This is a genomic window from Streptomyces sp. NPDC048171 (assembly GCF_043202655.1).
In the GTDB taxonomy this organism is placed as follows: Bacteria; Actinomycetota; Actinomycetes; order Streptomycetales; family Streptomycetaceae; genus Streptomyces.
Window position 1 is genome coordinate 164,433 of the sequence record NZ_JBIDAU010000013.1, and the last position, 25,626, is coordinate 190,058.

The window sequence follows — 25,626 nt, forward strand, 5'->3', positions numbered from 1 at the left end:
CCCCCACGCGTCCTGGGTGCCGCTCAGGCGGCGACGGCCTCGTCGGCGTGGCCGTGCAGCCGCGCGACGACCTCCGTCAGCTGGGCGGCCACCTCGGCGTCGTCCGACGGGTGGGTCTCGGCGAAGCGCGTCATCGAGCCGGGGATGGACAGCTTCAGGTCCTCGATCACCTTGCCGCCGGCGATGCCCACGGCCTTGCGGGCCTCGTCCTGCGCCCACACGCCGCCGTACTGGCCGAAGGCGGTGCCGACCACGGCGACCGGCTTGCCGGCGAAGCCACCCGCGCCGAAGGGGCGGGACAGCCAGTCGATGGCGTTCTTCAGGACGGCCGGGATGGTGCCGTTGTACTCGGGGGAGAAGAGCAGGAAGGCGTCGGCGGCCCGGGCGGCCTCGCGCAGCTCCGCGGCGGCGGCCGGGACGCTGCCCTCGACGTCGATGTCCTCGTTGTAGAAGGGGATGTCGGCGAGACCTTCGAAGAGGTGCACCTCGGCGCCCTCCGGCGCGAACCTGACGGCCGCCTCGGCGAGCTGGCGGTTGTGCGAACCGGCGCGAAGGCTGCCGACGAGCGCAAGGATGCGGACAGACATGAGTACTCCCACTGAAACGATTGCCGCGATAGATCCGGACCGGGGTCCGTTTAGTTTCTAGCATCCCAAACGGACCGCGGTCCAGTTTTCTTCCCATGCTTTACTCTGGGTTCATGTCCGCCGCCCCGCCGCCCTTCCCGAAGTCCGAAGAGAACGTCGGCCAGACCGAGTTGGAGTTGCTGCAACTCGGCGCGGGGCCGGCCGAGGACGAGCCCTGCCTGCGCGCCGACGCCGCCCGCAACCGAGCCCGGCTGCTGGAGGCCGCCGAGCGGCTGGTCGCCGAGCACGGCGCGGCCGGCGTCACCATGGAGGCGGTGGCCGCCGCGGCCTCGGTGGGCAAGGGGACGGTCTTCCGCCGCTTCGGTGACCGCACCGGGCTGCTCGCGGCCCTCCTCGACCACTCCGAGCGCAAATTCCAGGCGGCCCTGCTCAGCGGACCGCCGCCGCTCGGCCCCGGCGCCCCGCCCGTCGAGCGGCTGCGCGCCTTCGGCTGCGCGATGCTGCGCCGCTCGATCGACGAACTGGACGTGCAACTGGCCGCGGAGCCCAGCGCGGAGCGCCGCCACACCTTCGCCCCGCGCCGCTTCCTACGCGGTCACCTGGCCCTGCTGCTCCGGCAGGCGGACCCGGATGCGGACAGCGAACTGCTCTCCCACACCCTCCTGGCCTACCTCGACGTCGCCCTGCTCCACCACCTCACCGAACAGTGCGGGATGCCCTCGGAGCGGCTTCGCGAGGGCTGGCTGGACCTGGTGGCACGGGTCACCCGCACCGAGCCCCCGGTCGCCTGAGCCCCGACCGGAGCCCCGTATCCGGCTTCTGCCAAGATGCCGTACGTCATGGTGCAGATACCGAAACCGTCCGCCGCCGAGTCCCTCGCACCGCGCTCCGTGCCCACGAGCGCCGATGTGGCCCGGCTGGCCGGCGTCTCGCGCGCGACCGTCTCCTACGTCCTGAACAACACCGGCGCAGTCCGGATCAGCGAACCCACCCGCCGCCGGGTGCACGAGGCGGCCAGGGAGCTGGGATACGTCCCGCACGCCGCGGCCCGCTCCCTGCGCGCCGGACACAGCCGGATGGTCCTCATGCCCGCGCCGTCCTTTCCCGCGGGCCCCCTCTACAGCCGGTTCCTCAGCGAACTCCAGTGGGCCCTGGCCCGCCTCGACTACACGGTCGTGCAGTACGGCACTGTCGGGCTGCACGGCTACGAGGCCGCCCGTGCCTGGGCGGAGCTGCGCCCGGTGGCCGTCCTCGTCCCCGGCGCCGATCTGGACCCGCAGGGCGTGGAGGTCCTCAAGCGCTCCGGCGCCCGCGCGGTCGTCACCCTCGGCCCCGAGGCGGTCGAGGGAGCACACGCCCTGCTCACGGACCAGGAGGGCGTCGGTCACGGCGCGGTCCGCCACCTCTACGACCGGGGCCGGCGCGCCATCGGCGTGGTCGTGCCCGCGGAACCCGGCCTCGACGTCTTCTCGGCGCCCCGCCTCGACGGCGCCCGCCGTGCCGTGCGCGGCACCGGCGCCACCGTCACCGAGCTGCCCCTCGCCTACGAGGAGCGGGACGCCGCCCGGCTGGCCGCACGCTGGGGCTCGCTCGGTCTCGACGCGGTGTTCGCGTACAACGACGAGTACGCGATGCTGCTGATGCGGGCCCTCCAGGACGCCGGCCTCGCCGTACCCGGCGACGCGGCCGTGATCGGGGCCGACGATCTGATGCTGGGACGCCTGCTCCGGCCCCGGCTCAGCACCGTCCACCTGGAGCTGCCCTCCGGCCGCGACCTGGCCGCACTGGTCGACCGCGCGGTCCAGGACCCCGGCGCCGCGCCCGAGCGTCACAAGGTGCTGGGCGCGGCGGTGGTCCACCGCGAGTCGAGCTGAACCCGTCCTACTGGCCGCTCTCGCCGTCGGTCTGCGCCTGCTGCTCGGCGACCGCCTTGCGCACCTCGTCCATGTCCAGCTTCCGGGCCTGGCCGATCACGTCCGTCAGGGCGTCCTCGGGCAGCGCGCCCGGCTGCGCGAACACGGCCACCTGGTCCCGGACGATCATCAGCGTCGGAATCGACTGGATACCGAAGGCCTGGGCCAGCTCCGGCTGCGCCTCGGTGTCCACCTTCCCGAACACCAGGTCGGGATTGGCCTCCGCGGCCTTCTCGTAGACGGGCGCGAACTGCTTGCACGGACCGCACCACGACGCCCAGAAGTCGATCAGAACGAACTCGTTGTCCGTGACCGTCTGGTCGAAGTTCTCCTTGGTGAGTTCCACGGTGCTGGTCATGAGGTGATCCCTCTTCCTGAATCGGGGTGCAACGTCGGCACAACACTGCCGACCTGGTGGGTATTCCGCGCGCGTACCCATGTGACCACGTCGCACACCACCCATCAGACTGACCCCATGACTCAATCGGATTCCATCGCGTACGACGTCGTCGTGATCGGCGCGGGCCCCGTGGGGGAGAACGTCGCCGACCGCACCCGGGCGGCCGGTCTGTCGACCGCGATCGTGGAGAGCGAACTGGTCGGTGGCGAATGCTCCTACTGGGCGTGCATGCCCAGCAAGGCCCTGCTGCGCCCGGTCCTCGCCCGCGCGGACGCCCGCCGCCTGCCCGGTCTCGCCGACTCGGTGCAGGGCCCCCTCGACACCGCGGCGGTGCTCGCCCGCCGGGACGGGTTCACCTCCCACTGGAAGGACGACGGCCAGGTCCAGTGGGTGGAGGGCATCGGCGCCGACCTGCACCGCGGGCTGGGACGGCTCGCCGGGCCGCGCACCGTGGAGGTGACCGCCCCCGACGGCACCCGCCGGGTGCTGACCGCCCGGCACGCCGTCGCCGTCTGCACCGGCAGCGCCGCCGCCCTGCCCGACCTGCCCGGGCTCGCCGACGTGCGCCCCTGGACGAGCCGCGAGGCCACCAGCGCCGAGAGCGCGCCCGGCCGGCTCATCGTGGTCGGCGGCGGGGTGGTCGCCGTCGAGATGGCCACCGCCTGGCAGGCCCTCGGCTCCCGGGTGACGCTTCTGGTGCGCGGCGAGGCCGGGCTGCTCGCCCGGATGGAGCCCTTCGCCGGAGAACTGGTCGCCGAGGGGCTCACCGGGGCCGGCGTGGACGTGCGTACCGGCACCTCCGTCCGGTCGGTCACCCGCGAGGACGGCACCGTCGTCGCCGTCACCGACACGGGTGACCGCATCGAGGCCGACGAGATCCTCTTCGCCACCGGCCGGGTGCCCCGCACCACCGACATCGGCCTGGAGACGGTCGGCCTGGAACCGGGCTCCTGGCTGTCCGTCGACGACAGCCTCCGGGTGGACGGCCACGACTGGCTGTACGCCGTCGGGGACGTCAACCACCGCGCCCTCCTCACCCACCAGGGCAAGTACCAGGCGCGCGTCGCGGGCGCCGCCATCGCCGCCCGCGCCTCCGGGGTGCCGATCCCGGAATCCGACCCGTGGGGCGCGCACGCCGCGACCGCCGACCACGCCGCCGTACCCCAGGTCGTGTTCACCGACCCCGAGGCGGCCTCCGTCGGCCTGAGCCTCGCCGAGGCGGAACAGGCCGGGCACCGGGTCCGCGCCGTCGACGTCGACCTGGCCACCGTGGCCGGCGCGAGCCTCTACGGCGACCACTACAAGGGCCGCGCCCGCATGGTCGTCGACCTGGAGGACGAGATCATCCGCGGCGTCACCTTCGTGGGCCCCGGCGTCGGCGAGATGATCCACTCCGCGACCGTCGCCGTCGTCGGCCAGGTGCCGCTCAGCCGCCTGTGGCACGCGGTCCCGTCGTACCCGACGGTCAGCGAGGTGTGGCTGCGGCTCCTGGAGGCCTACCGCGACAACTGACGGTGCCCGCCGGGTCCGGCGGCCGGTCAGGCCGCCGGACCCGGCAGCTCGAACCCCAGCGCCGCCGCGGCCCGCTCCGGCGTCGGCTGCGCCCACAGCTCCGCCACCGCCCGGCTCGACGACAGCGACCGCGACTCGGCCCGGTCCAGGTACAGCACGCCGTCCAGATGATCCGTCTCGTGCTGCACGATCCGGGCCGGCCACCCCGAGAACACCTCGTCCACCGCGATCCCGTGCTCGTCCGTGGCCCGCAGCCGCACCTGCGCGGGGCGGGCCACCACGGCCTGCCAGCCCGGCATGCTCAGACAGCCCTCGAAGAACGCGGCCCGCGCGTCGCCGACGGGCTCGTACGAGGGATTGACCAGCACCCGGAACGGCTGCGGCACCCGCCCGCGCGCCACCCGCACCTCCTCCGGCACCGGCGCCGGGTCCTCGATCACCGCGATCCGCAGCCCCACCCCCACCTGCGGCGCGGCCAGTCCGACGCCCGGCGCCGCGTGCATGGTCAGCCGCAGCGCCTCGACGAACCGCGCCAGCAGCGCGGGGGACAACTGCCCGTCGAACGGCTCGGCCGCGCGGCGCAACACCGGATCACCCGCCTCGGCGATCGGCAACGGACCGCCGGGGGCGAGCAGTTCCTCGACCCGCTCGGCAAGAGGGGAGTGTTCACGCGGAGTTCCCATCGCGCCAGCATGCCACGGCCGCCGGCCCCACCGGCTCCAGCCGTGTGACGCACGCCACTTCACTGGCCGGGAACCCGACACGCGTCCGGACCGACTACTGCGACCGTCCCCTCCCCACGACGTCCCCGGAGCGCCCACCGATGACCACCACCTCCCCGGCCTCGACGGACGAGTCCCCGGCCACGGCCGCGCCACCGCCCACCCGCGGCAGATGGTCCACCCTGCGCCCCCTGATCCTGCGGCTGCACTTCTACGCCGGTGTCTTCGTGGCCCCCTTCCTGCTGGTCGCGGCGACCACCGGCCTGCTCTACGCCGCCTCGTTCCAGGCCGAGAAGCTGGTCTACGCCCACGAACTGACCGTCGACGACGTGGGCGAGCGCAAGCTGCCGATATCCGAGCAGGTCTCCGCCGCCCGGCAGGCCCACCCCGAGGGCGCCGTGTCGGCTGTACGCCCCTCGCCCGAGGACGACGCCACCACCAGGGTGATGCTGTCCGGCGTCGAGGGTGTCGACCCCGGCCACACGCTCGCGGTCTTCGTCGACCCGTACACGGCGAAGGTGCGCGGCGCCCTCGAACAGTACGGTTCCAGCGGGGCGTTGCCCCTGCGCACCTGGATCGACGAGTTCCACCGCGACCTGCACCTGGGGGAGACCGGGCGGCTGTACAGCGAGTTCGCCGCGAGCTGGCTGTGGGTGATCGCGAGCGCCGGTCTGGTGCTGTGGTTCTCCCGCCGCCGGGCCCGGCGCAAGGTGCGTGGCACCACCGGCCGGCGCCGCACTCTGGGCCTGCACGGCACGGTCGGCGCCTGGGCCGCGGCCGGGTTCATCTTCCTCTCCGCGACCGGCCTCACCTGGTCGACGTACGCCGGCGCGAACATCGAGGACCTGCGCGTCTCCCTCGACCAGACCACGCCGTCCGTGTCGGCGTCGGCCACCGGGGGCGGCGAGCACTCGGGCCACGGCGCGGCGGCCGGCGCGGGCGGGGACGCGGCTCACGGTGTCGGCCTCGACAAGGTCCTCGCCGCCGCGCGCGCGAAGGGCCTCGGCGACCCCGTCGAGATCGTGCCGCCCGCCGACGCGTCCTCCGCATACGTCGTCAAGCAGGTGCAGCGCAGCTGGCCCGAGAAGCAGGACTCGGTCGCCGTGGACCCGGCGACGGGCGAGGTGACCGACGTTCTCCGCTTCGCCGACTACCCGGTGCTCGCCAAGCTCAGCCGCTGGGGCATCGACCTGCACACCGGCAGCCTGTTCGGGCTGCCCAACCAGATCGGCCTGATGCTCCTCGCCGCGTCCCTGATCCTGCTGATCGTCTGGGGCTACCGCATGTGGTGGCGGCGCGGCCGGGGCTCCGCCTTCGGCCGTCCGATCCCGCGCGGCGCGTGGCAGCAGGTCCCGCCCCTGCTCCTCGTCCCGCTGCTGGCGGCGGTCGCCGTGCTCGGCTACTTCGTCCCGCTGCTGGGCATCCCCCTGGTCGCCTTCGTCGCGCTGGACGTCGTACTCGGCGAGATCGCCCACCGGCGGGAACGCCGGTCGCGGACGGAAGACGCGGCGGCGGGCGTCTGACGGGGGCGGCGGAGCGCCGATGCCCCGCACCGCGCTCCGCCGCCCTCGGCCGCATCCGACCCATCAGCCGCGTCCACTGCCCGGCCGCCGCTCAGCGCCCCGCGAAGTCACCCGCCAGGGCCGCGGCGATCCGCAGCTGGGCGTCGGCCTCCTCCTGCCGCCCCTGCCGTTCGAGGGTCCGGCCCAGCATCAGCCGCGCGTACTGCTCGACGGGATCGCGCTCGACGAGGGTCCGCAGCTCGGACTCGGCCCGCCGCAGCTGCGCCGAGTGGTAGTAGGAGCGCGCCAGCAGCAGGCGCGGTCCGGTCTGCTCGGGCACCTCCCCGACCAGGCCGTCCAGGACGCGCGCGGCGGCGGCGTAGTCCTTGGCGTCGAAGAACATCCGCGCGCGCTCCCAGCGCTCGTCCGGCGTTCCGTGGTCGTAGTACGTCATGTCCACTCGTGACCTCCTTCGACACCTGCAACCACGACAGGTGGTTGAACATTCCACCACTTCGGTGCGGGCCGGCCGCCGCCCCGCGAAGGTGACGCCCCGGCGACCGTCTGACGCGCGGGGTCCTCCGGGGCTAGGTTGGGCGCCATGAGCAATCTTGATCGCGCGGCGGTACCCAGCCTGTGCGGCGGCCGCGGCTTCGTCGTGACGGAACCCGTGCGCGAACTCCTCAGCCCCCGGAACGTCAAGCTCGGCGAGTCCACCGAGGTCCGCCGACTGCTGCCCAACCTCGGCCGCCGCATGGTCGGAGCCTGGTGCTTCGTCGACCACTACGGTCCCGACGACATCGCCGACGAGCCCGGCATGCAGGTGCCCCCGCACCCGCACATGGGCCTCCAGACGGTCAGCTGGCTGCACGAGGGCGAGGTCCTGCACCGCGACTCCACCGGCAGCCTCCAGACCATCCACCCGCGGCAGCTGGGCCTGATGACCTCCGGCCGCGCGATCAGCCACTCCGAGGAGAGCCCCCGCCCCCACGCCCGCCGCCTGCACGGCGCGCAGCTGTGGGTCGCCCTCCCGGACGCCCACCGCCACACCGACCCGCACTTCGAGTACCACGCCGAACTGCCCCTGGTCACCGCCCCCGGCCTGTCGGCCACCCTGCTCCTGGGAACCCTCGACGGCACGACGTCCCCGGGCACGACGTACACCCCACTCGTCGGCGCCGACCTGACCCTCACCGGCGGCACGGACGTACGCCTCCCCCTGGAGCGGGATTTCGAGTACGCCGTCCTGTCCATGTCCGGCGAGGCCCACGTCGACGGCGTGCCCCTGGTCCCGGGCTCGATGCTCTACCTCGGCTGCGGACGCGACGAACTCCCCCTGCGCGCCGACTCGGACGCGGGCCTGATGCTGCTGGGCGGCGAGCCGTTCGAGGAAGAGCTGATCATGTTCTGGAACTGGATCGGACGGTCGCAGGAGGAGATCGAGCAGGCGCGGCGGGACTGGATGGAAGGGACACGGTTCGGCGAGGTGAAGGGCTACGACGGCGCCCCGTTGCCTGCTCCCGCGCTGCCGGCGGTGCCCCTGAAGCCGCGCGGAAGGCAACGCTGACCTGCGCGACGTTCTGACGGGCTGGTGGCGGTCAGTTCGCCGGCCGTCCTGCGTTGTCCTTCACTGGGCCGTGGCAGGACACTTGCTGACCCATTGCTAACTCTACTGACGCGACGTCAGGCAGCGGTCGCGGTTGCGGAGCTCGTCCATGGAGCGGCGTTGCCATGGGTGGCCACTGGCCCGACGCGGACTCTACGGCGGACCTTCGCACGCTCTGCTGGGCGGGCTTGCTGCTCGGCCTATAGCCTTGTGGGGGATCTACAGGACGTGCGACCGCTGTCGTGGCGCTGCTTTCTGTATGAACCTGCCGTGTCGGAGCGCTCACAGCAGGTTGTCGTCTGCTGGTGATACGCAGCTCAGACGCAGGTTGACCAGCGAGATCGGCACGGATCGCCACACGCGGCGGACGGCTGGTCCAGGTGTGGTCCGGATTCAAAATTCGAAGGTTGGTGGTGATGAGTGCTGCTCGCATGTCATGCCTGGACGACGATCATGACCTCGGCACTGCTTCGAGAGGCGACGACAGGCGGCAGAAGTCTGGGAGCGCGAGTCCGTGGCGGAGGGAGGACGATGGAGAGGCGGGGCCACTGACACCGGCGTGCGGTCCGCTCCGGTAGCCGCTACCCGACCGTCCGGTCACTGGCCGGAAGGAGTTCTGGGCATGGGTACGACCGAACCGTCCCCGGAGGACCCTGGGACGAGGGGTGTGGTGGCGTTGAGGCCGGGGGGTCTGCTGGACGTACTCAACGTCGCCGCGATCCTGCTCAACGCCGAGGGCAAGGTCGATCTGTGGAGCCCGCAGGCCGAGATCCTCTTCGGCTACAGCGCGGAGGAGGCCCTGGGCCGGTACGCGGCCGACCTGCTGATCGACAAGGAGCAGCTGGACACCGTCCTGTCGCTGTTCGCCCAGGTCATGGAGGACGGCGAGAGCTGGGCAGGGGTCTTTCCCGTCCGGCACAAGGACGGCAGCGTGCGCCCGGTGGAGTTCCGCAACATGCGGCTGCAGGACGACCAGAGCGACTACTGGGCCCTGGGGCTGGCCGCGGACCAGGCGACGGTCCGGCAGATGGAGCGGGACCTGTCGCTGTCCGCACAGCTGGTGTCCCAGTCACCGATCGGGCTGGGCATGCTGGACACCGATCTGCGGTACATCTCCGTGAATCCCGCGGAGGCGCGGATGAACGGCAAGCCGGCCGCAGAGCACCTCGGACGTCACGTCCACGAGGTCGTGCCCTTCCTCGACGAGTCCTTCGAGGCGGCCATGCGTGACGTACTGGCCACCGGGACCCCGGTCCTGGACCAGTACACCGTGGGCCGCACCGCGGCCGACCCGGACAACGACCACGCCTGGTCGGTCTCCTTCTACCGGCTCGAGTCCCCCAACGGGAAGGTGCTGGGCGTGGCCACCTCCAGCGTCGACGTCACCGACCGGTACCGCGCCGTGGAGGAACAGCGCCGTACCGCCCTCACGCTCCAACGCAGCCTCCTGCCCCACCCCCCTCCGCAACGGCCGGGCCTCGACCTCGCCTACCGCTACCGTCCCGCCCAGGCCACCATCGAGATCGGCGGCGACTGGTTCGACGTCATCCCCTTGAGCAGTGACAAGACCGCCCTCGTCGTCGGCGACGTCATGGGCAGCGGTGTCGGGGCCGCGGCATCCATGGGGCAGCTGCGCACCGCCACCAGAACGCTGGCCGATCTCGATCTGCCCCCCGCCCAGGTCATGAACCACCTCGACCACATCACGGACGGTCTGGACACCCTCGCGACCTGCGTCTACGCCGTCTTCGACCCCCACACCGCGCAGTGCCACATCTCCCTGGCCGGCCACCTGCCCCCGGTCCACTGCCACGCGGACGGCGTCCATGAACTGCTCGACCTGCCCACCGGCGCCCCCCTGGGCGGCTGCGGCATCCCCTTCTCCTCCACCTCGATCGGCTTCCGGCCGGGGGACCAGCTCGTCCTCTACACCGACGGCCTCGTCGAGACCCGCGACCAGCCCATCGACGCCCGCCTGGCAGCGCTCCTCGACGTCCTCGCCGTCCTCCCCGGCCACGCCCTGGACGCCACCTGCGACCTCCTCCTGAACAGCCTGCGCCACAGCGGAGACCACGACGACGTGGCCCTGCTCATCGCCCAGGCCGGGGGCAACTCCGCGGACGAGGCCATCAGTCGGTAGAAAGTCCAGTTGCAGGCCGAGCGGCACGGCGGGCCCCTGCGGCATCAGCGGCAGCGACTGCCGTACGACAGGCCGACGGGAGCCGCTGATCTGGGCGGGCCAGAGGACGTCAGGCCCCCCGGGCCGGACGTGACTGCCGCACCGGGGGCCTGCCCAGCCACTCCAACTGGGAGCGCTTGGAGACAACGCCGCCACTGCGGCACGCAGGTACGACACTTACTGGGAGGTCCCCCGGGACTGTCGTCCAGGTGGGGGAAGCGGCCGGAGTACCGGCGAAGCGTGGCAAGCCCGGGCTCGAGAGCGGCCGCCCGACCTCCCCCCCTTCTGGACCCGGGGGCTGCCCTGTGACCCGCTTGTCGGTCGCGTCGCCCCGACGCTTGGCCAGGCCGGACTCCTCGGCGCGTTCCATGGCTGCACCCGGCGCGGTGCCGATGCTCAGTGTGCTGCCGTGGCAACGCGCTCGCGGAGCAGGGCCAGCTTCTGGGTCGCGCCGGTGTCCGGAGCGGCCCAGTTCAACACGATGTGCAGGTCGGCGCGTTCGATGGTCATGATGTCGCAGTCGAGGACGATCTCACCGAGTTCGGGGTGGACGACTGTCTTGTGCGAACGCCCGATCGGCAGGGTTTCGTAGCGGGTCCAGAGATCGGCGAAGCGTCGGTTGCTCTCCCGCAGTGCGTCGATCAGCTCGATGACAGCGCGGTCGTCGGGGTACCGGTCGGCGGCCCGGCGCAGGTCGGACACCATCATGCGCTCGAAGGCGTCGGCGTGTGCGGCGCCGCGCTCGATGCGGGAGGTGCCGGGCGCGGGCGGTGCGGCGAAGTGCCCCCAGATCAGATTGCTCGACCGGGCATCGGCCTCGACCGGGCTGCCGAACAGCTCCGTCCAGAGCGGGTTGCTCTGCACGATGTCCCAGGAGGCGGTGAAGACGGCCAGCGGGGTGTCGCTCATCCGGTCGATCATGCGCTGCACGCCGGGTGGCACCTCGCGCGGCACCGTCCCGGACGGCGGGACGACCGCGCCTGCCAGCCGGTAGAGCAGTTCGCGATCCACGGCGTTGAGCCGCAGCGTCTGTGCGACCGCCGCGAGCACCTGGGGGGAGGGGTTCTTCGCGCGGCCCTGTTCGAGCTGTACGAGGTAGTCGACGGAGATGCCGGCCAAGACCGCCAGCTCCTCACGGCGCAGGCCCGGAACTCGTCGGTTGCCTGCCACCGGCAGACCGACCGCGGCCGGGCCGATGCGCTCTCTCCACGCCCGCAGTGCCGGGCCGAGCTCCGTGTGGGTGGTCATGGATCCAGTATGAATCTGCCGGCGAGGGGCTGGGTGGTACTGGCGCTACCAGGGACGACAGCGCCTGGTGCACCCCTGTGGCCAGGCCGAGTATCGACGTGTCGGTCCCAGCGCCTCAGAGGCACGGCGGAACCTGCCGCCGACTGGCGGCGCCTCTTTGCAGAAGGAGATACCAAGATGGCACCCACCATCGGAATCATCGGCTCTGGTCTGGTCGGCGGCTCTGTCGCCCGGCTGGCTGTCGACGCCGGCTACAGCGTCGTGCTCAGCAATTCACGAGGCCCGGAATCGATCGCGGAACTGGTTGAGGAGCTCGGTCCGTCGGCGCGCGCCGCATCGGTCGACGAAGCGATCGAGGCCGGCGACATCATCGCCCTTCCCGTCCCGCTCGCGAGCTTCGAGGCGCTGCCCGCCGGCAAACTGGCCGGGAAGGTCGTCCTGGACCAGACGAACTACTACCCGGAGTTCTGGCGGAACGCCGAGCTCGATGCCGGGAAGCTCACCTCGAGTGAACTCGTGCAGCGGCACCTCAAGGACTCCCTGGTCGTGAAGGGCCTGCACAATCTGGACTGGAACCACATGTACTCCAACGCCCGCCCGAAGGGCGACGCCGAACGGACGACCCTGCCGATCGCGGGCGACGACCTGGCGGCCAAGAAGGCGGTGACGCGGTTCCTGGAAGCGGTCGGCTACGACGTGGTCGACGCCGGCCCGCTTGCGGAGAGCTGGCGGATCGAGCCCGAGACGCCCGTCTACTTCTGGCCGTATGCCCCTGCCATCCCCGACGGGGTCACCGGGGATGAGGAGAAGCGCTACTACCTCGAACACCCGGTCCCGCCCGTCTCGCCCGAAGCCGCCCGCACGATGATCGACAGTGCGCGACGACCGTCACCCGTCGGCGGCACGCTGGCGGGGATGCCTCCCGCCCACGTCGCCATCTTCATGGACCAGGCGAGCGCCAACACCGTCAACAAGTAATACGCGGGTGCGCCGAGTCAGATGGAATCAGGTGGCCACCAACCGACCGTGGTCGGTCGTGTTGGACCGGCACCACCCCGTTTTGGGAGAACCGGAGTTGGCCTCGCTGCGGGAGTCGGCGGGACATCGGTTCGTTCCGCGGACGCAGTTCGCCATATCCGGCCGGCCCTCGGATGCGCCCGAGGGGAGAGTGAGTTGACGCATCAACCATCCACACCTAGCGTAGGTGACGCGTCAACCAAATGGGGCGGGGGCACCGGTCCGGGCAGCTCGAATCCGCATCACTGCGGAGGATCGGGATGTCGGTGCACTTCCGGAGACTCGCGGACGCGATGTTCGTGAAGGGGAATCTCGTGAGCACTCAGAACAAGGCCGGACTCGGCGCGCTCCTGACGCCCGAGGAGAGCGTGCTCGTCCTCATCGACCACCAGCCGTTCCAGGTCGCCAACCTGCACAGCCACGAACCGACCATGGTCATCAACAACGCCGTCGGGCTTGCCAAGGCTGCCAAGGTCTTCGACGTTCCGACCATTCTGACGACCGTTCTGGAGGAGCGCGGGGGCCTCCTCGTCCAGGGGATACAGGACGTGTTCCCGGAGCAGAGGCCGATCAACAGGACCTTCATCAACACCTGGCAGGACGAGCGTGTCGTGGACGCCGTCAAGGCGACCGGCCGCAAGAAGCTGATCATCGCCGGACTCTGGACGGAGATCTGCGTGGCCATGCCGGCGATACAGGCGGCGGGTGAGGGCTTCGAAGTCGTCGTCGTCACCGACGCGTCCGGCGGTGTCTCCAAGGAGGCGCACGACATGGCGGTGCATCGCATGATCCAGGCCGGTGTGGCCCCGGTCACCTGGATGGCGGTGCTGGGCGAGTGGCAGCGCGACTGGGCCCGGGAGAAGACCGTGCCGGGCGTCGCGGAGATCCAGGCGCAGCACGGCGGTGCCAGCGGAGTCGCCTTCGCCTGGGAGATGCAACTCCTGGCCACGCCCGCCGGAAACGAGGTCTGAGTCCGCCGCGATGGCGCCGGCTGACTGCGGTCGGTGCTCACGGATGCCTCCGCCGGCTCACCGAACCGGCGGAGGCATCACGGCCTGTCGTGTCCCCCCCCGCGGCAGCGGGAGGAACGGTCGGTCGCCGACCCTCACTTCGAGAGGAAATCCCGGAGCGCGGCGTTGACCTCGTCGGCGTGGGTCCAGAGCAGACCGTGCGGTGCTCCTTCGACCTCGACGTAGTCGGCCTCGGGAAGGGCCTTGTGGAACCGGCGCCCCGTGGCGTCGATCGGGAGGATGTTGTCCTTCGTTCCGTGCAGGATCAGGGCGGGCTTCCCGCTCGCGCGGACCGCCTCGACGTCGGCGCGGAATTCCTCGATCCATGCCGGCGCCACTGCGTACGCGGCCACGGGAGCGCTGCCGATGGCGACGTTCCAGCTCCCGGTCACGGCCTCCTCGCTGATACGCGTGCCGAGGTTCTCGTCGAGGTTGTAGAAGTCCGCGTAGAACTGCCGGTACCAGGCGTACCGGTCCGCCTTCGCCGTCGCGGCGGTCGTAAGTGATGACCCGATGGCCGCGGGCCAGCAGCTCGCGCGTCTGCCGATAGCAACTTGGCCGTTCTGCGGATAGCCGTGGATCCTCCCGCGCGGTCAACTGCTCCGGCCTCCTTCCGTGGTCGCGGCGTGCGGGCGAGCGTGGTCCACGTGGTTCACGACCGTGATGCGGCCGCCATCGCCGGGATCGGGATCGGGCATGATCGATTCCGGGTCGACGAGGTAGACCTCGTGACCGTCCAGCGTCAGGCGGCGCGCGACCTCCAGCAGTACGCGTCGTGCCACGTCGTCGATCGAGTTGACCCTGGTCAGGTCGAGAGCCACCCTGACTTCCGCAGGGGAGATGTCCATGGCTTCCTGGACGATCCTCTCGGCTCCGGCGAAGCCGACACCGCCTTGCAGTTGCAGGACCCGAAGCGTGTTCGCCCCGTCGCCAACGGCATGGTTGGAACGCACGACGGCTTGTGCGGCGGCGGGGATTTCCATCAGGTGCAGACCCATGTCCGAAGAGAATCGTTCGAACAGGGACACCCCGCGCACGCTGTTGCCGTGCGCATCCAGGCGTGGTGAGAACGTGGCGATGCCGATCTGCCCGGGCAGCGCGCCGATCAGGCCTCCGGCCACCCCGCTCTTTGCCGGAATGCCGACCTGGGTCGCCCAGTCGCCCGCCGCGTCGTACATACCGCAGCTGAACATCACGCTCAGCACATGACGCACGACCGGTTCCGGCACCACCTGCCGACCCGTCAGGGGGTTCCTGCCACGGTTGGCCAACGTCGCCGCCATCATCGCGAGGTCGCGGGTGGTGACGAGCACGGAACACTGGCGGACGTACCCGTCCACGACCGCCCTTGGATCCTCGGTGAGGATGTCGTGGCTACGGAGCATGTGGGCGATGGCGAGGTTGCGGTGCGCGTGCTCCATCTCCGACGCGCACACGGCCTCGTCCATCGCCAGCGGACGACCCGCGAACGCCGAGAGACCGTGCAGGACGCGTTCCACACGCGCCGCCGGACCCAGGCCGTCCGCGCCGGCCAGCGAGTGGACGGTGATCGCACCGGCGTTGATCATGGGATTGCGAGGGCGCCCCGTGTCGCTCTCCAAGGAGATCTCGTTGAAGGCCTCTCCGGACGGCTCGACACCGACTCTGGCGAGCACGGGGTCAAACCCGCGGTCGGACAGGGCCAACGCATAGACGAACGGCTTGGAGATCGACTGGATGGTGAACTCGACGTCGATGTCGCCGGCGCCGTGGACTTCTCCGTCGGTCATGGCGAAGGCCGCACCGAGGCGCTCGGGATCCGCCGCCGCGAGCTCGGGAATGTACCCCGCTCTCTCTCCGGACGTGTCCGACTCCACCTCGTTCAGCACCTCGGTCAGATAGTCACGAATGATGGGCTGCATCCGTCCTCCATCTAGTTGACGTATCAACCATGACATTTCTATGGTTGAGACGTCAATCAACACTCACCTTCGATTCGCCACTCCACCATTTCACCGGAACCGACAAGGACGTCTGACCATGACCCGGGATGCCATCGCACAGGACGATCACGCCGAGGGGAACGTCGGCATCGTGCTCACCGCCATGCGGGAGTTGTTCGCCGAGAAGGATCTGACCGCGATAGACCGCTACTGGGCCGAGCCCTACATTCAGCACAGCCCGCGGATGCCCAACGGGCTCGACGCCCTGCGTGACGTCGTTCCCGGCCTGGAAGGCTTCTCCTGGGAGCCGCAACGGATCGCGGCCCAGGGCGATCTGGTCTTCACCCACAGCATCGTGCACGGCTGGGCCCCTGGGCCCGTGGCCATCGTCGACATCTTCCGGCTGGACGACGGGCGCATCGTGGAACACTGGGACGTCGTCCAGGACATCGTCGCTCCCGAGGAGTCCGTCAACGGCAACCCCATGGTGTAGGCATGGAGCGCGGCGGCCCGTCATGTCCGGTGTGGTGGCCTGCCGCCGCGTGATCCAGGCGATCGGGCCGCTCCCACCGGTCAGTCCGGCAGCTTCTCCATGTGGTCCAGGACGCGCTTGGAGAGTCGGCCGAGCGTACTGAGCTGATGCGGGGTCAGGGCCTCGACGAAGAGGCGGCGGACGTGCTCGACGTGCTGGGGCGCCGCCTCCTCGATCGCCTCGTAGCCGGCCGGTGTGGCCACGATGAACGCTCCGCGTCCGTCGTCGGGGCATTCCTCCCTGGCCACGAGTCCGCGCTTGGTCATCCTCGTGACCTGGTGGGACATCCGGCTCTTCTCCCACTCCACGGTCTTGGCCAGGTCCAGCAGACGCATCCGCCCGTTGCCTCGCTCGGTGAGGCTGGCGAGCACGATGTAGTCGGAGGCCGACATGCCGGAGTCGGCCTGGACGCGGCGGGACAGCCGCCCGATGAGTGTCTCCTGCATGCGGATGAAGTTGTCCCAGGCGACCTTCTGTTCCGGGTCGAGCCATCGCGGCGGTGCGTCCATGGACCCAGTCTAACGAAATCGTTGACAGCTCATCTACCGGCAGTGAGGGCGATGTGGCCCTCGTCGCGGGCGCTCCCTTCCAGGTGAAGTTGATGTGTCAACCTGTTGGGGTTAGGGTGATGCCCTGGCCGGCGCGATTCGGTCGAGCCGCGCGGCAGCACCCGCATGAGGAGGACGCATGACCGTCGAAGTGAGCGATGTGCCCGAGGCGAAGCGCTACGAGGCCCGTGTCGGTGGAGAGTCCAAGGTGGCGGGCGTCGCGGAGTACATCCGTACGCCGGAGCTCGTGGCGTTCGTGCACACCGAGGTCGAACCGGAGTACGAGGGTGCGGGCGTCGGGTCCGCGCTCGTCCGCACCGCCCTCGACGAGGCGCGTGCCGCGAACTTGCGGGTACTGGCCACCTGCCCCTTCTTCGCGGGCTGGATCAGCAGGCACCCCGAGTACCAGGACCTGCTGTACCAGTCCCGCAGCAAGGTCAGTGACTGAGGGCGGGCACGGAGGAGGGGGAGTGGCCATGAGTGGCGAATCCGCGCGGAAGACGTACCGGACGGAGTCCATCACGGTGACCTTCGAGGCCGGGCGCTGTCTCCACGCCGCTGAATGTGTCGGCGGCCTGCCCGAGGTGTTCGACCCGGAGAGGCGGCCGTGGATCCAGCCCGAGAGGGCCACTGCCGAGCGCCTCGCGGAGGTGGTGCGGCGCTGTCCCTCGGGTGCGCTCCAGTATGAGTTGGCGGAGGGCGCGGGGCCTCGCGGGCAGTGACGGCGCCTCCTCTACTTGTCCTCGGAGTGCGCTACGGGGTGCTTGCTCATGATCGAAACGCGGTTGAACGCGTTGATGGTGACCGCCACCCAGATCGCGGCCGATATCTGGTCGTCGGAGAGGACCTGCCGGGCGGCCTCGTAGGCGGACGCCTGGATCGTCGCGTTCGCGGGATCGGTCGTCGCCTCGGCCAGCGCCAGGAGGGCGCGTTCCGAGGGGGTGAAGAGGCCGGCGTCCCGCCATGCGTTGAGGAGTCCGAGTCTCCGCGGCGACTCGCCGACGCGCAGGGCCGCCTTGGTGTGTACGTCGAGGCAGTAGGCGCAGCCGTTGAGCTGTGACACACGTACGTTGATCAGTTCCACGGCGATGCGGTCGAGTCCGGCTTCGGAGGCCGTGGCCCGGACCGCCTCCGACACCTGCACCAGGGAGTGGAAGGCCTTGGGGCTCTGTTTGTCGATGAAGATCCTGCGGGGTGCGGAGCCGTGGGGCTGGTTGCTCACGTCGGGGTCTCCTTCGGGGCGTGCTCGGGTGGCCCGGGGTCGTACGGGCGTTGTGGTGATCGCTCTGCCTCCATGGCATTATAGTTGATGTAACAACCAGATCTGGTGGGAGGTGCTCTCTCGGTGAGCAACCCGGAAGTCGACGCCAAGGCGCTGCGCTGCGGTGCGTCCGCCGAAGACGACCGGCCCGCGGGGTCCTCCCGGGTCGACGTCCTGTCGGCGCGCGAAGTCCCCCTCGGCGGCCCGCGCGCGATGCGGGTGCGCCGGACGTTGCCCCAGCGCGAGCGCACACTCATCGGAGCCTGGTGCTTCGCCGACCACTACGGACCGCACCAGGTCGCGGAGGCGGGCGGCATGGACCTGCCTCCGCATCCCCACACCGGACTTCAGACGGTCACCTGGCTGTTCAGCGGAGAGGTCGAGCATCGCGACACCCTCGGCACCCACTCCCTGATACGGCCCGGCGAGATGAACCTGATGACCGGGGGACACGGCATCGCCCACTCGGAGAAGTCCACGCCGGACACCGCGGTCCTCCACGGCGTCCAGTTGTGGATCGCGCTGCCCGAGGAGCACCGCCACACCGCCCGGGACTTCCAGCACTACGCGCCCGGACTCACGCAGGTCGGCGGGGCCGCGATCAGGGTCTTCCTGGGCTCGCTCGCCGGCCGGACCTCCCCGGTGCGGGCCTTCACACCGCTGCTCGGAGCCGAGATCGTCATCGAACCCCGGATGACGCTTTCACTCGCCGTCGACGCGGCGTTCGAGCACGGCCTCCTCGTGGACAGCGGGGACATCCGCCTCATCGACACGGTGCTGCGGCCTGCCGAACTCGGCTACGTCCCCCACGGCGAGGACACCCTGACGATGGTGAACGAGACCGACGCCCCGGCGCGGGCCGTCCTGCTCGGAGGTCATCCCTTCGGGGAGGAGATCGTCATGTGGTGGAACTTCGTGGGGCGCAGCCACCAGGACATCGCGAAGGCCCGCGAGGACTGGGAGGCTTCCTCGGACCGCTTCGGCGTCGTCGAGGGCTCGCCCGGCGGCAGACTTCCCGCACCGGCCCTGCCGAACGCCGTCATCACACCCCGCAGGAACCCGCCGACCCGCTGAACCTCCCGCTGAAAGGCCCACCGTGAGCGAGTCCTCCACCACCACCGTCGAGCGCGCGGACGACGACAGCCGGTACGAGATCCTGGTCGGCGACCGACGTGCCGGACTGACGGCGTACCGGGACCTGGGCAAGCAGCGTGTCTTCTTCCACACGGAGATCGACGAGGCCTTCGCCGGTCAAGGGCTGGGCACACAGCTGGTCCAGCAGGCACTGGCCGACGTGCGCGCGTCCGGCATGCGTATCGTTCCCGTCTGCCCCTATGTCGCCAAGTTCCTCGAGCGGCACGGCGAGTTCGCGGACATCACCGACCCGGTCACACCCGATGTCCTGAGGTGGCTGGAGGGCCGGCTCGGCTGAAGCGGCGTTGACCGGTCAACCCTGGCCGAAGCCTCGTGCACAACCTTTGACGAACTGCGGATGTCTCCTTGGTGTACGCAGCAAGGTCCGTGCCTCTCCGTACCGCCCGACGGCGGGAGACGCACACGGTCGCACCCCCACCTCCGTGCCGGAGGCGAGGGGTTGCACGTCCTCGCCCGCGACACGGCCGGCCCGTGGCCGTGGGCAGTATCGGAGACCAGGGAGATTTCCTGTGCGTCACCTCGGACAAGCGGTCGTCACGGCCACCGCACTCCTCACCCTCGGCGGCGGCGTGGTCGCCGCCGCCCCCGCGGCCCAGGCCGCCCCGGCTGCCGTGCCCTTCCCGTCCATCGGGTGGCAGCAGCGCAACTGCGACTACGACGGCAACGGTTTCGACGACGTGCTGACCGGCGCCCCCGGTGCGACGGTGAGCGGTGCCTCGGGCGCCGGCTACGTCACCGTGCAGTACAGCTCGTCGGGCGGTCTCAGCACGACGAAGAAGAGCGTGCTCCACCAGAACGTGTCCGGCGTTCCCGGCGGTGCGGAGGCCGGTGACGGCTTCGGCGGGGCCGTCGCCTCCGGCGACCTGGACAACGACGGGTACGACGACGCCGTCGTCGGCATCCCGGGCGAGGATCTCACCGGCCTGTCCGACGCGGGCGGCGCCGTCATCTTCTGGGGATCGCCGACCGGACTGCACGGATCCGACAGCACGTGGCTGGAGAACGACGACCCGCGGGCGGGTGCCCACTTCGGGCGGGCCGTCGAAGCGGCCCGGTACTCCGCCCCCGACCCGGGGGACCCGAACGCCGACCCGCGCGACTCGATCGCCGTCCTGGAGGACGACGCCCTGCTGTTCTTCACCCTCACACCCGGCCAGGAGGCGCAGCGACCCACGATGTCGGACCGCGGCGTGAGGGCGGCGGACTTCGCACCGCGCAGCAGCGGCTTCGAGTTCCGCAGCCTCAGCCACGGCAACTACAACGAGGACTCCTGGGCCGACCTGGCCGTCTCCGGCGTCACCACCGGGCAGCAACCGGGCGCCGGCACGGTGCACGTGCTGCACGGCGCGCCGGACATCGGCGCTCTCGGCGACGGGGGTACCTTCCCCGGCGGTCCGGCCGTCGTCTCCGGCGACTGGGACGGCACCGGGCAGGACGACCTCGTCATCGGTGACACGGGGGCCGGCGCACCGAAGGGTGGCGGGATCACCCTCTACCTGGGCCGCGGCGACCTGTCGGGGCTCGAACCGGAGCCGGCGCAGTACTGGACCCAGGACTCGCCCGGCGTGCCCGGTACCGCGGAGGCGGGCGACCAGTGGGGCGCCGATCTGTCGGCCGGGGACACCGATGGCGACGGCCACCCGGACCTCGCCGTCGGTGCGCCCGGCGAGGACATCGGCAGCGTGTCCGACGCGGGTGCCGTGTGGGTGCTGCGCGGCGACCCGACCGGTTTCAGCAGCACAGGGGTGAAGAGCTTCGACCAGCAGCTCGACGCCATCCCCGGCGCGGCCGAGAAGTCGGACCGCTGGGGCGGCCAGGTCCGGCTCATCGACGCCAACAAGGACCGCCTCTTCGGGCTCCTGGCGGCGGCACCGGGCGAGAACACCGACGACGGCTTCACATGGGTCCTGCCCGCGTCGTCGTCGGGTCTGGTCGCCCAGGGCACATGGACCTACGACGGGGCACGTCTCGGGGCGCCGACGGCGAACGCGCGGTTCGGGGCGGCGATCGACGAGTAGACCTCGTGCGGTCACGGGCCCGGGTACCGGGCTACCCCGGTACCCGGCGCGGGGAGCGGCGGACGGCGAGCACCGCCAGGTCGTCCTGCGGGGCGCCCGCGGTGAAGGCGTGCACATCGTCGACGAGTGACTCGGTGAGCCGGCCCGCGGTGATGTCGGCCCGGTCGGAGAGGCGCGACTCCAGCGGATAGAAGGCGCCCCCGGCCGATCGGGCCTCGGTCAGGCCGTCGGTGCACAGCAGCAGGGTCGCTCCGGCCGGGAACGGGAACCAGGCCACCGTGCGCGCCTCCTCGACCAGGTCCGCCAGGCCGAGAGGGGTGTGCTCGGTCCCCGCGCCCACCGCGGTGACGGTCCCGTCGTGCAGCAGGTACGGCGGGACGTGGCCGCAGGTGACGAGCTGGGTGTCGGTGCCCGCGTCCACTCCCAGGACGGCGGCGGTGACGAATCGCTGCGGTTCGCCGCGCTGTTCCGCGTAGTCGTTGTGGCGGACCACCGCCGCCTCGAGCGAGTCGACGAGGGCCGTCACCGTCGGTTCGCGGTGGGCCGCTTCACGGAAGGCGCCGACCACATCGATGGCCATGCCGACGGCTGCGAGCCCCTTGCCCTGGACGTCGCCGATCAGCACCCGGGTACCCCACGGGGTGGCCGCCACGTCGTAGATGTCGCCCCCGACGAGTTTGTCCTGCTGCACCGGCTCGTAGACGCCGTCCACGAGCACGTCGTCGGTGAGCAGCGGCAGCGGACGCAGGATCTGCCGCTGCATCGCGGCGGCGGTCGACCGCAGCCGCACCAGCGCCCCCTCGCGCGAGACCCGCAGCCGGGACGCGTAGACGGCCAGCACACCGAAGCCGACGGCGAACAGCGCCAGCACCACCCGGTCGGCGATCCGTTCCCCGGACAGGGCCACGGGCACGACCACGACGACGCTCACCCAGGTGGAGACCATCGCCGTCTGGCGCGGGGTGCACAGCGCGGAGGCGAAGGCGGGCAGGAACACCAGCAGCCCGAGCAGGAGGACGGCGGTCCCGGTCAGCACCCCGAGGACGATCGTCACCACCGTCGCCGCCACCGTCACCAGGACGACGGTGCGCGTGGGGGGTGTGCGGACGCCGTCGTCCCGGTCCGGGAGGCCGTCCTCCACGGAGGCCGACGCCGTGCGCGTCGAACGGAACATGCGGGCATCCTCCAACGGCGATGTGTCGGGCCGGGCGTGTGCGGCACGCGGCGGCGGGCGGGCGGCATCGATCATCCAGTCCGGTCGGCACGGCGGGGAGAGGCTGGCCGTACCCGCGCCGAAGTGCGGCCGTACGGGTGGGTGGTCGCTCCGGCCCTCTCTGCCGGTGCGGGAGGACCGGGAACGGTGTAGAGAGGAGGCATGTCGCAGCGCCTCGGAGAGCCTCGCCGGCCGGTGCGCGCGCGGCGGCCGATGGTCGCCGTCCCGATCGCGTGGATCGTCGCGGTGTCCGTGGTCGACGTGCTCGCGCCGCCCCACATCCATCTGGGGCCGCTGCTCGTCGCGGCCCCGGCGATCACGCCCCTGTTCGGCGGGCCCTGGACGGTGGCCCTGGTGGCCGCGCTGGCGGTGATCGCGCAGACGGCCATCGGGGTGCTGCGCGACCCCGACGAGTTGTTCTCGGCCAATCACGAGGCACAGATCGTCGCCCTGATCCTGGTAGGCGCCAGCCTCGTCGTCTTCTGCGTCGTGCGGGAGCGCCGGGCCAAGGAGCTGAGACAGGTCCGGTACGTCTCCGAGACCGCCCAGCGCGTCGTCCTGCCGCCGCTGCCCAGCCGGCTGGGACCCTTGCGCACCGCCTCGCTCTACCTCGCCGCGGAGGCCGAGGCCCAGATCGGCGGAGATCTGTACGCGGCGGTCCGCACCACCTCGGGCACCCGGCTGATCGTCGGAGACGTACGGGGCAAGGGACTGACCGCCGTCAACGACGCCGCCCTGCTGCTGGGGGCGTTCCGCGTCATGGCCGGCCACCGGGCGGGGCTGGGGGAGCTGGTGCGGCACCTGGACCGGAGCGTGTGCGGGGACCTCGCGGATCCGGCCCGCCACGGGGAGGCGTTCATCACCGCCACCGTGCTGGACATCCCCGACCGGGACGGGCGGGTCCGGATGGTCTCCTGCGGCCATCCACCGCCCGTCGTCGTCCGCGACGGGCGGCCGGCGACGATGAGCGTCCTGCACCCCGCGCCCCCGCTCGGCCTGGGTCACCTGGTGAATCCCCGCTACCACGTCGAGAGCTTCCCGTTCGAGCCGGGCGACCTGCTGCTCCTGTACACGGACGGTGTCACCGAGGCACGCGACTCCGCCGGCACCTTCTATCCGCTGGCCGAGCGCATCACCGGCTGGCCCGAGAACGACCCCGACGCCTTCCTCGGCCGCTTCCGGCGAGACCTGCTGCACCACGTCGACGGCCACCTGGACGACGACGCCGCCATGATCGTCGTAGGGCGCCACACCCAGTCCGGGGTGTGACCGGCCGCGCCCACGAACCGCACGGGTCGGGACGCTCCGGCACGCGGCGGCCTAGTGTCCCATCGGCAGCGTGGGCGCCGGACGGAAGTGCCGGGACTCCCCGCGACCGGCCACCGGGGGGACGAAGTAGTCGCTGTCCTTGGGCCGGTCCGCCGCCAGTCCGCGGGGCCGGGGAGCCGGTTCGAGGTGGGGGATGTACTTCGAGCACTGCACGTAGGCTTCGTCCACCCTCAAGTGCACCCATACGGCGGGCTGCCGGCCGTGCGCCGAGTCGACGGGGAGATGCGGGTACACGCGACGCTGCTCGGCGTCACCCACCAGCTGGGCCGCCCCGTTGACGTGCAGCCCTATGTGATGGTGGGTGAAGTCGATGAAGAGCATGCCCATGTGCGGGTTCTCGAGGATGTTCCCGTTGCCCGCATGGACCCCGTTGCCCCGGTACTCGGGGTAGGTCAGGGTGTGTTCGTCGAGGACCGTGACGAACCCGGGCGGCCCCGCCCGGAAACCGGTGTCGCAGTTGCCGCCGGCGTCGGCGGTCGACAGGAAGACCATGGTCTGACGCCGGACGAAGTCGCGCATCTGATCGGTGAGATGGGACTGGACCTGCCGGTCGTAGAAGGTGGCGGCCCGGTCGGCCGTACCCAGGTGGCTCTGCAGGAGGCGTTCGCCGGCGGAGCCGGGGCGGCCTGCGGGCCGGTCGTTCATATGCGGTTGTCCTCTTCCTTCTCCGGGTGGCCTGGATCCAGAGGGGCGTCCAGTACCGGAACGCCCAGCGGGTCGTGGTGGATCTGGGCGGGAGGCAGCCCGCACCGCAGGAGCACCTGCCGCGCGGCGGCGACCATGCCGGGCGGCCCGCTGAGGTACGCCTCCGCGTGAGCTCCGGTGCCCGAGGCGGCGATGACGTCCGGCAGGGAGCCCTCGGCGCCGGGAATGTGCTCGTGGGAAACGGCGGCCCGGACCGTCAGCCAGTGGTGCCGCTGGGACAGGCGCAGCATCTCGTCGAGCCCGTAGAGCTCGTTGCCGGTGCGCGCGCCCACGAACAGGTTCACGTGCCGGCCCTGGAGCCGGTGCGGGTCGTTCGCGATCTCCTCGATCAGGGCCCTGATGGGGGCGAGTCCGGTGCCTCCCGCGGCGAGCAGCAGATCCCGGCCGGAGGGCGCGGACAGCACCATGTCGCCCTCGGGCGGCCCCAGACGCACCATGTCGCCGATCCGCGCCCGGTACACCAGGGCGTGACTCACGTGGCCGCCGGCGACGTGCCGGACGTGGAAGGTCAGGGTCGAGTCGGGCCGGGGGGCGTTGGCCGGTGAGTAGTGCCGCCACACCCGGGGACGCCACGGCGTCTCCATGCTGACGAACTGGCCGGCCCGGTACGGATACACGGGGTCGGTGGCCACCGTGACCTCGGCCAGCGCGTTGCCGAGGTGGCGGTGGCCGACGATCTGGGCGTTCCACACGGCGGGCCGGAGCCGGGAGTCGCTGTCCGCGGCCAGGATCATCGTCTCTGCGGCGATGCCGTAGGCCCGCTCCCAGGCCAGTGCGATCTCCGGGGTCCACGCGGGGCCGGCGAACCGGGCGAGCGTCTCCAGCAGGCATTCGCCCACCGCGGCGTAGTGCGCCGTCACGGCACCGAACTTGCGGTGGTCGCGCCCCAGGCGGGAGCAGAACTGGGCCAGGTGCTCGGGCGAGTCGACCAGGTCCACGATCCGCAGGAGGGCGCGCAGCAGGCGGTCCCGCTGGACGTCCATGTTCTCCGGGAAGAGGGGACGGACCTCGGGGTAGCGCACGAAGAGGATGGCGTAGAAGTACACGGCCAGTTCCCCGGCCTGCGGCTCGACCACCGCGACGCTGCGGCGGACGAGGTCGCACTCGTGCGGGCCCAGCGGCTGGGGAAGGGGGAGGGCGCCCTGCTGCGGCTGGTGGAACGGCTCGTTCGCGGCCTGCGGAGTGGGGGGACTGTCATACCCGTCGAGGTGGGCACGATGGGTGCCGAGCGTCACGCGGCGCCTCGC

At 71.2% G+C, this 25,626-nt stretch carries 26 protein-coding genes and 1 pseudogene; 15 read left to right on the top strand and 12 right to left on the bottom strand.

All coding sequences use genetic code 11. The annotated features are described in order from the left end of the window. Nucleotides 1–23 precede the first annotated feature (23 nt). Nucleotides 24–587 (bottom strand): NAD(P)H-dependent oxidoreductase, encoded by a 564-nt coding sequence (locus ACGF3J_RS32605; protein WP_161330469.1) that lies wholly within the window; start codon nucleotides 585–587, stop codon nucleotides 24–26. 113 nt (nucleotides 588–700) lie between these two features. On the opposite strand from ACGF3J_RS32605, the gene ACGF3J_RS32610 reads away from it, so the two are divergent. Together ACGF3J_RS32610 and ACGF3J_RS32615 are read left to right on the top strand one after the other, a co-directional pair. Beyond that, a complete protein-coding gene (locus ACGF3J_RS32610) occupies nucleotides 701–1,378 on the top strand; it encodes a TetR/AcrR family transcriptional regulator (RefSeq protein WP_393855438.1) in 678 nt (225 codons plus the stop codon). Nucleotides 1,379–1,426: 48 nt separating this feature from the next. Beyond that, nucleotides 1,427–2,461 (top strand): LacI family DNA-binding transcriptional regulator, encoded by a 1,035-nt coding sequence (locus tag ACGF3J_RS32615; RefSeq protein ID WP_393855439.1) that lies wholly within the window; start codon nucleotides 1,427–1,429, stop codon nucleotides 2,459–2,461. A gap of 7 nt (nucleotides 2,462–2,468) precedes the next feature. Here the strand turns inward: ACGF3J_RS32615 and trxA are convergent, their stop codons facing one another. Continuing rightward, a complete protein-coding gene (trxA, locus tag ACGF3J_RS32620; RefSeq protein WP_393855440.1) occupies nucleotides 2,469–2,858 on the bottom strand; it encodes a thioredoxin in 390 nt (129 codons plus the stop codon). A 117-nt stretch (nucleotides 2,859–2,975) separates the two neighbouring features. On the opposite strand from trxA, the gene ACGF3J_RS32625 reads away from it, so the two are divergent. After that, nucleotides 2,976–4,412 (top strand): dihydrolipoyl dehydrogenase family protein, encoded by a 1,437-nt coding sequence (locus ACGF3J_RS32625; RefSeq protein WP_393855441.1) that lies wholly within the window; start codon nucleotides 2,976–2,978, stop codon nucleotides 4,410–4,412. A 26-nt stretch (nucleotides 4,413–4,438) separates the two neighbouring features. On the opposite strand, the gene ACGF3J_RS32630 is transcribed toward ACGF3J_RS32625, so the two are convergent. Further along, on the bottom strand, nucleotides 4,439–5,095 hold the full coding sequence (locus tag ACGF3J_RS32630) for a peptide deformylase (RefSeq protein WP_393855442.1): 657 nt from the start codon (nucleotides 5,093–5,095) through the stop codon (nucleotides 4,439–4,441). A gap of 140 nt (nucleotides 5,096–5,235) precedes the next feature. On the opposite strand from ACGF3J_RS32630, the gene ACGF3J_RS32635 reads away from it, so the two are divergent. Further along, entirely contained in the window at nucleotides 5,236–6,657 is a 1,422-nt protein-coding gene (locus tag ACGF3J_RS32635; RefSeq protein ID WP_393855443.1) for a PepSY-associated TM helix domain-containing protein, read from the top strand. Between the two features lie 91 nt (nucleotides 6,658–6,748). Here the strand turns inward: ACGF3J_RS32635 and ACGF3J_RS32640 are convergent, their stop codons facing one another. Next, a complete protein-coding gene (locus ACGF3J_RS32640; protein ID WP_393855444.1) occupies nucleotides 6,749–7,096 on the bottom strand; it encodes a tetratricopeptide repeat protein in 348 nt (115 codons plus the stop codon). 141 nt (nucleotides 7,097–7,237) lie between these two features. Between ACGF3J_RS32640 and ACGF3J_RS32645 the strand changes: the two genes are divergently transcribed. Both ACGF3J_RS32645 and ACGF3J_RS32650 read left to right on the top strand, forming a co-directional pair. Further along, nucleotides 7,238–8,203: a pirin family protein gene (locus ACGF3J_RS32645; protein WP_161328950.1), complete on the top strand. Its 966-nt coding sequence runs from the start codon at nucleotides 7,238–7,240 to the stop codon at nucleotides 8,201–8,203. A gap of 661 nt (nucleotides 8,204–8,864) precedes the next feature. Further along, a complete protein-coding gene (locus tag ACGF3J_RS32650; RefSeq protein WP_393855445.1) occupies nucleotides 8,865–10,382 on the top strand; it encodes a SpoIIE family protein phosphatase in 1,518 nt (505 codons plus the stop codon). A gap of 435 nt (nucleotides 10,383–10,817) precedes the next feature. Here ACGF3J_RS32650 and ACGF3J_RS32655 read toward each other — a convergent pair whose 3' ends face one another. Next, on the bottom strand, nucleotides 10,818–11,669 hold the full coding sequence (locus ACGF3J_RS32655) for a helix-turn-helix transcriptional regulator (RefSeq protein WP_161328948.1): 852 nt from the start codon (nucleotides 11,667–11,669) through the stop codon (nucleotides 10,818–10,820). 177 nt (nucleotides 11,670–11,846) lie between these two features. Here ACGF3J_RS32655 and ACGF3J_RS32660 point away from each other — a divergent pair, with 177 nt between their 5' ends. Beyond that, on the top strand, nucleotides 11,847–12,647 hold the full coding sequence (locus ACGF3J_RS32660) for an NADPH-dependent F420 reductase (protein ID WP_161328947.1): 801 nt from the start codon (nucleotides 11,847–11,849) through the stop codon (nucleotides 12,645–12,647). 353 nt (nucleotides 12,648–13,000) lie between these two features. Beyond that, nucleotides 13,001–13,657 (top strand): hydrolase, encoded by a 657-nt coding sequence (locus tag ACGF3J_RS32665; protein ID WP_161328946.1) that lies wholly within the window; start codon nucleotides 13,001–13,003, stop codon nucleotides 13,655–13,657. A gap of 134 nt (nucleotides 13,658–13,791) precedes the next feature. Here ACGF3J_RS32665 and ACGF3J_RS32670 read toward each other — a convergent pair. Then, nucleotides 13,792–14,187, bottom strand: a pseudogene (locus ACGF3J_RS32670) (alpha/beta fold hydrolase); the annotation flags it as partial. Between the two features lie 102 nt (nucleotides 14,188–14,289). Continuing rightward, on the bottom strand, nucleotides 14,290–15,597 hold the full coding sequence (locus ACGF3J_RS32675; RefSeq protein WP_161328945.1) for a glutaminase: 1,308 nt from the start codon (nucleotides 15,595–15,597) through the stop codon (nucleotides 14,290–14,292). A gap of 118 nt (nucleotides 15,598–15,715) precedes the next feature. Here ACGF3J_RS32675 and ACGF3J_RS32680 point away from each other — a divergent pair, with 118 nt between their 5' ends. Then, the gene (locus ACGF3J_RS32680; RefSeq protein WP_161328944.1) at nucleotides 15,716–16,111 is read left to right on the top strand and encodes a nuclear transport factor 2 family protein; all 396 of its coding nucleotides are present in this window, start codon (nucleotides 15,716–15,718) and stop codon (nucleotides 16,109–16,111) included. Nucleotides 16,112–16,191: 80 nt separating this feature from the next. On the opposite strand, the gene ACGF3J_RS32685 is transcribed toward ACGF3J_RS32680, so the two are convergent. Then, nucleotides 16,192–16,659 carry a MarR family winged helix-turn-helix transcriptional regulator gene (locus ACGF3J_RS32685; protein ID WP_161328943.1) on the bottom strand — a complete coding sequence of 156 codons (468 nt, stop codon included), beginning with the start codon at nucleotides 16,657–16,659 and terminating at the stop codon, nucleotides 16,192–16,194. A gap of 178 nt (nucleotides 16,660–16,837) precedes the next feature. Between ACGF3J_RS32685 and ACGF3J_RS32690 the strand changes: the two genes are divergently transcribed. Together ACGF3J_RS32690 and ACGF3J_RS32695 are read left to right on the top strand one after the other, a co-directional pair. Next, nucleotides 16,838–17,146, top strand: coding sequence for a GNAT family N-acetyltransferase (locus ACGF3J_RS32690; protein WP_161328942.1), 309 nt, complete (start codon nucleotides 16,838–16,840; stop codon nucleotides 17,144–17,146). A 28-nt stretch (nucleotides 17,147–17,174) separates the two neighbouring features. Then, a complete protein-coding gene (locus ACGF3J_RS32695; RefSeq protein ID WP_161328941.1) occupies nucleotides 17,175–17,420 on the top strand; it encodes a (4Fe-4S)-binding protein in 246 nt (81 codons plus the stop codon). A gap of 11 nt (nucleotides 17,421–17,431) precedes the next feature. Here ACGF3J_RS32695 and ACGF3J_RS32700 read toward each other — a convergent pair whose 3' ends face one another. Further along, nucleotides 17,432–17,920: a carboxymuconolactone decarboxylase family protein gene (locus tag ACGF3J_RS32700; RefSeq protein WP_161328940.1), complete on the bottom strand. Its 489-nt coding sequence runs from the start codon at nucleotides 17,918–17,920 to the stop codon at nucleotides 17,432–17,434. A 123-nt stretch (nucleotides 17,921–18,043) separates the two neighbouring features. Here ACGF3J_RS32700 and ACGF3J_RS32705 point away from each other — a divergent pair, with 123 nt between their 5' ends. From ACGF3J_RS32705 to ACGF3J_RS32715, 3 genes are all read left to right on the top strand, one after another. After that, nucleotides 18,044–19,033 carry a pirin family protein gene (locus tag ACGF3J_RS32705; RefSeq protein ID WP_393855446.1) on the top strand — a complete coding sequence of 330 codons (990 nt, stop codon included), beginning with the start codon at nucleotides 18,044–18,046 and terminating at the stop codon, nucleotides 19,031–19,033. Nucleotides 19,034–19,055: 22 nt separating this feature from the next. Beyond that, nucleotides 19,056–19,391, top strand: a complete 336-nt coding sequence (locus ACGF3J_RS32710; protein ID WP_161328938.1) for a GNAT family N-acetyltransferase — start codon at nucleotides 19,056–19,058, stop codon at nucleotides 19,389–19,391. Nucleotides 19,392–19,623: 232 nt separating this feature from the next. Then, nucleotides 19,624–21,132 (top strand): FG-GAP repeat protein, encoded by a 1,509-nt coding sequence (locus ACGF3J_RS32715; RefSeq protein ID WP_393855447.1) that lies wholly within the window; start codon nucleotides 19,624–19,626, stop codon nucleotides 21,130–21,132. A gap of 31 nt (nucleotides 21,133–21,163) precedes the next feature. Here the strand turns inward: ACGF3J_RS32715 and ACGF3J_RS32720 are convergent, their stop codons facing one another. Further along, on the bottom strand, nucleotides 21,164–22,306 hold the full coding sequence (locus tag ACGF3J_RS32720; RefSeq protein WP_161328936.1) for a PP2C family protein-serine/threonine phosphatase: 1,143 nt from the start codon (nucleotides 22,304–22,306) through the stop codon (nucleotides 21,164–21,166). Nucleotides 22,307–22,507: 201 nt separating this feature from the next. Here ACGF3J_RS32720 and ACGF3J_RS32725 point away from each other — a divergent pair, with 201 nt between their 5' ends. Beyond that, nucleotides 22,508–23,614, top strand: a complete 1,107-nt coding sequence (locus tag ACGF3J_RS32725; RefSeq protein WP_393855448.1) for a PP2C family protein-serine/threonine phosphatase — start codon at nucleotides 22,508–22,510, stop codon at nucleotides 23,612–23,614. Between the two features lie 51 nt (nucleotides 23,615–23,665). On the opposite strand, the gene ACGF3J_RS32730 is transcribed toward ACGF3J_RS32725, so the two are convergent. Then, the gene (locus ACGF3J_RS32730; RefSeq protein ID WP_161327954.1) at nucleotides 23,666–24,319 is read right to left on the bottom strand and encodes a pyridoxamine 5'-phosphate oxidase family protein; all 654 of its coding nucleotides are present in this window, start codon (nucleotides 24,317–24,319) and stop codon (nucleotides 23,666–23,668) included. Further along, nucleotides 24,316–25,614 carry a globin domain-containing protein gene (locus ACGF3J_RS32735; RefSeq protein WP_393855449.1) on the bottom strand — a complete coding sequence of 433 codons (1,299 nt, stop codon included), beginning with the start codon at nucleotides 25,612–25,614 and terminating at the stop codon, nucleotides 24,316–24,318. Before ACGF3J_RS32735 ends, ACGF3J_RS32730 begins: the two co-directional genes overlap by 4 nt. Between the last annotated feature and the right edge of the window lie 12 nt (nucleotides 25,615–25,626).

Coding starts and splice junctions, on each gene's coding strand:
- ACGF3J_RS32605 (WP_161330469.1), bottom strand. CDS start 587: ATGTCTGTCCGCATCCTTGCGCTCGTCGGCAGCCTTCGCGCCGGTTCG.
- ACGF3J_RS32610 (WP_393855438.1), top strand. CDS start 701: ATGTCCGCCGCCCCGCCGCCCTTCCCGAAGTCCGAAGAGAACGTCGGC.
- ACGF3J_RS32615 (WP_393855439.1), top strand. CDS start 1,427: ATGGTGCAGATACCGAAACCGTCCGCCGCCGAGTCCCTCGCACCGCGC.
- trxA (WP_393855440.1), bottom strand. CDS start 2,858: ATGACCAGCACCGTGGAACTCACCAAGGAGAACTTCGACCAGACGGTC.
- ACGF3J_RS32625 (WP_393855441.1), top strand. CDS start 2,976: ATGACTCAATCGGATTCCATCGCGTACGACGTCGTCGTGATCGGCGCG.
- ACGF3J_RS32630 (WP_393855442.1), bottom strand. CDS start 5,095: ATGGGAACTCCGCGTGAACACTCCCCTCTTGCCGAGCGGGTCGAGGAA.
- ACGF3J_RS32635 (WP_393855443.1), top strand. CDS start 5,236: ATGACCACCACCTCCCCGGCCTCGACGGACGAGTCCCCGGCCACGGCC.
- ACGF3J_RS32645 (WP_161328950.1), top strand. CDS start 7,238: ATGAGCAATCTTGATCGCGCGGCGGTACCCAGCCTGTGCGGCGGCCGC.
- ACGF3J_RS32650 (WP_393855445.1), top strand. CDS start 8,865: ATGGGTACGACCGAACCGTCCCCGGAGGACCCTGGGACGAGGGGTGTG.
- ACGF3J_RS32655 (WP_161328948.1), bottom strand. CDS start 11,669: ATGACCACCCACACGGAGCTCGGCCCGGCACTGCGGGCGTGGAGAGAG.
- ACGF3J_RS32660 (WP_161328947.1), top strand. CDS start 11,847: ATGGCACCCACCATCGGAATCATCGGCTCTGGTCTGGTCGGCGGCTCT.
- ACGF3J_RS32675 (WP_161328945.1), bottom strand. CDS start 15,597: ATGCAGCCCATCATTCGTGACTATCTGACCGAGGTGCTGAACGAGGTG.
- ACGF3J_RS32680 (WP_161328944.1), top strand. CDS start 15,716: ATGACCCGGGATGCCATCGCACAGGACGATCACGCCGAGGGGAACGTC.
- ACGF3J_RS32685 (WP_161328943.1), bottom strand. CDS start 16,659: ATGGACGCACCGCCGCGATGGCTCGACCCGGAACAGAAGGTCGCCTGG.
- ACGF3J_RS32690 (WP_161328942.1), top strand. CDS start 16,838: ATGACCGTCGAAGTGAGCGATGTGCCCGAGGCGAAGCGCTACGAGGCC.
- ACGF3J_RS32695 (WP_161328941.1), top strand. CDS start 17,175: ATGAGTGGCGAATCCGCGCGGAAGACGTACCGGACGGAGTCCATCACG.
- ACGF3J_RS32720 (WP_161328936.1), bottom strand. CDS start 22,306: ATGTTCCGTTCGACGCGCACGGCGTCGGCCTCCGTGGAGGACGGCCTC.
- ACGF3J_RS32725 (WP_393855448.1), top strand. CDS start 22,508: ATGTCGCAGCGCCTCGGAGAGCCTCGCCGGCCGGTGCGCGCGCGGCGG.
- ACGF3J_RS32730 (WP_161327954.1), bottom strand. CDS start 24,319: ATGAACGACCGGCCCGCAGGCCGCCCCGGCTCCGCCGGCGAACGCCTC.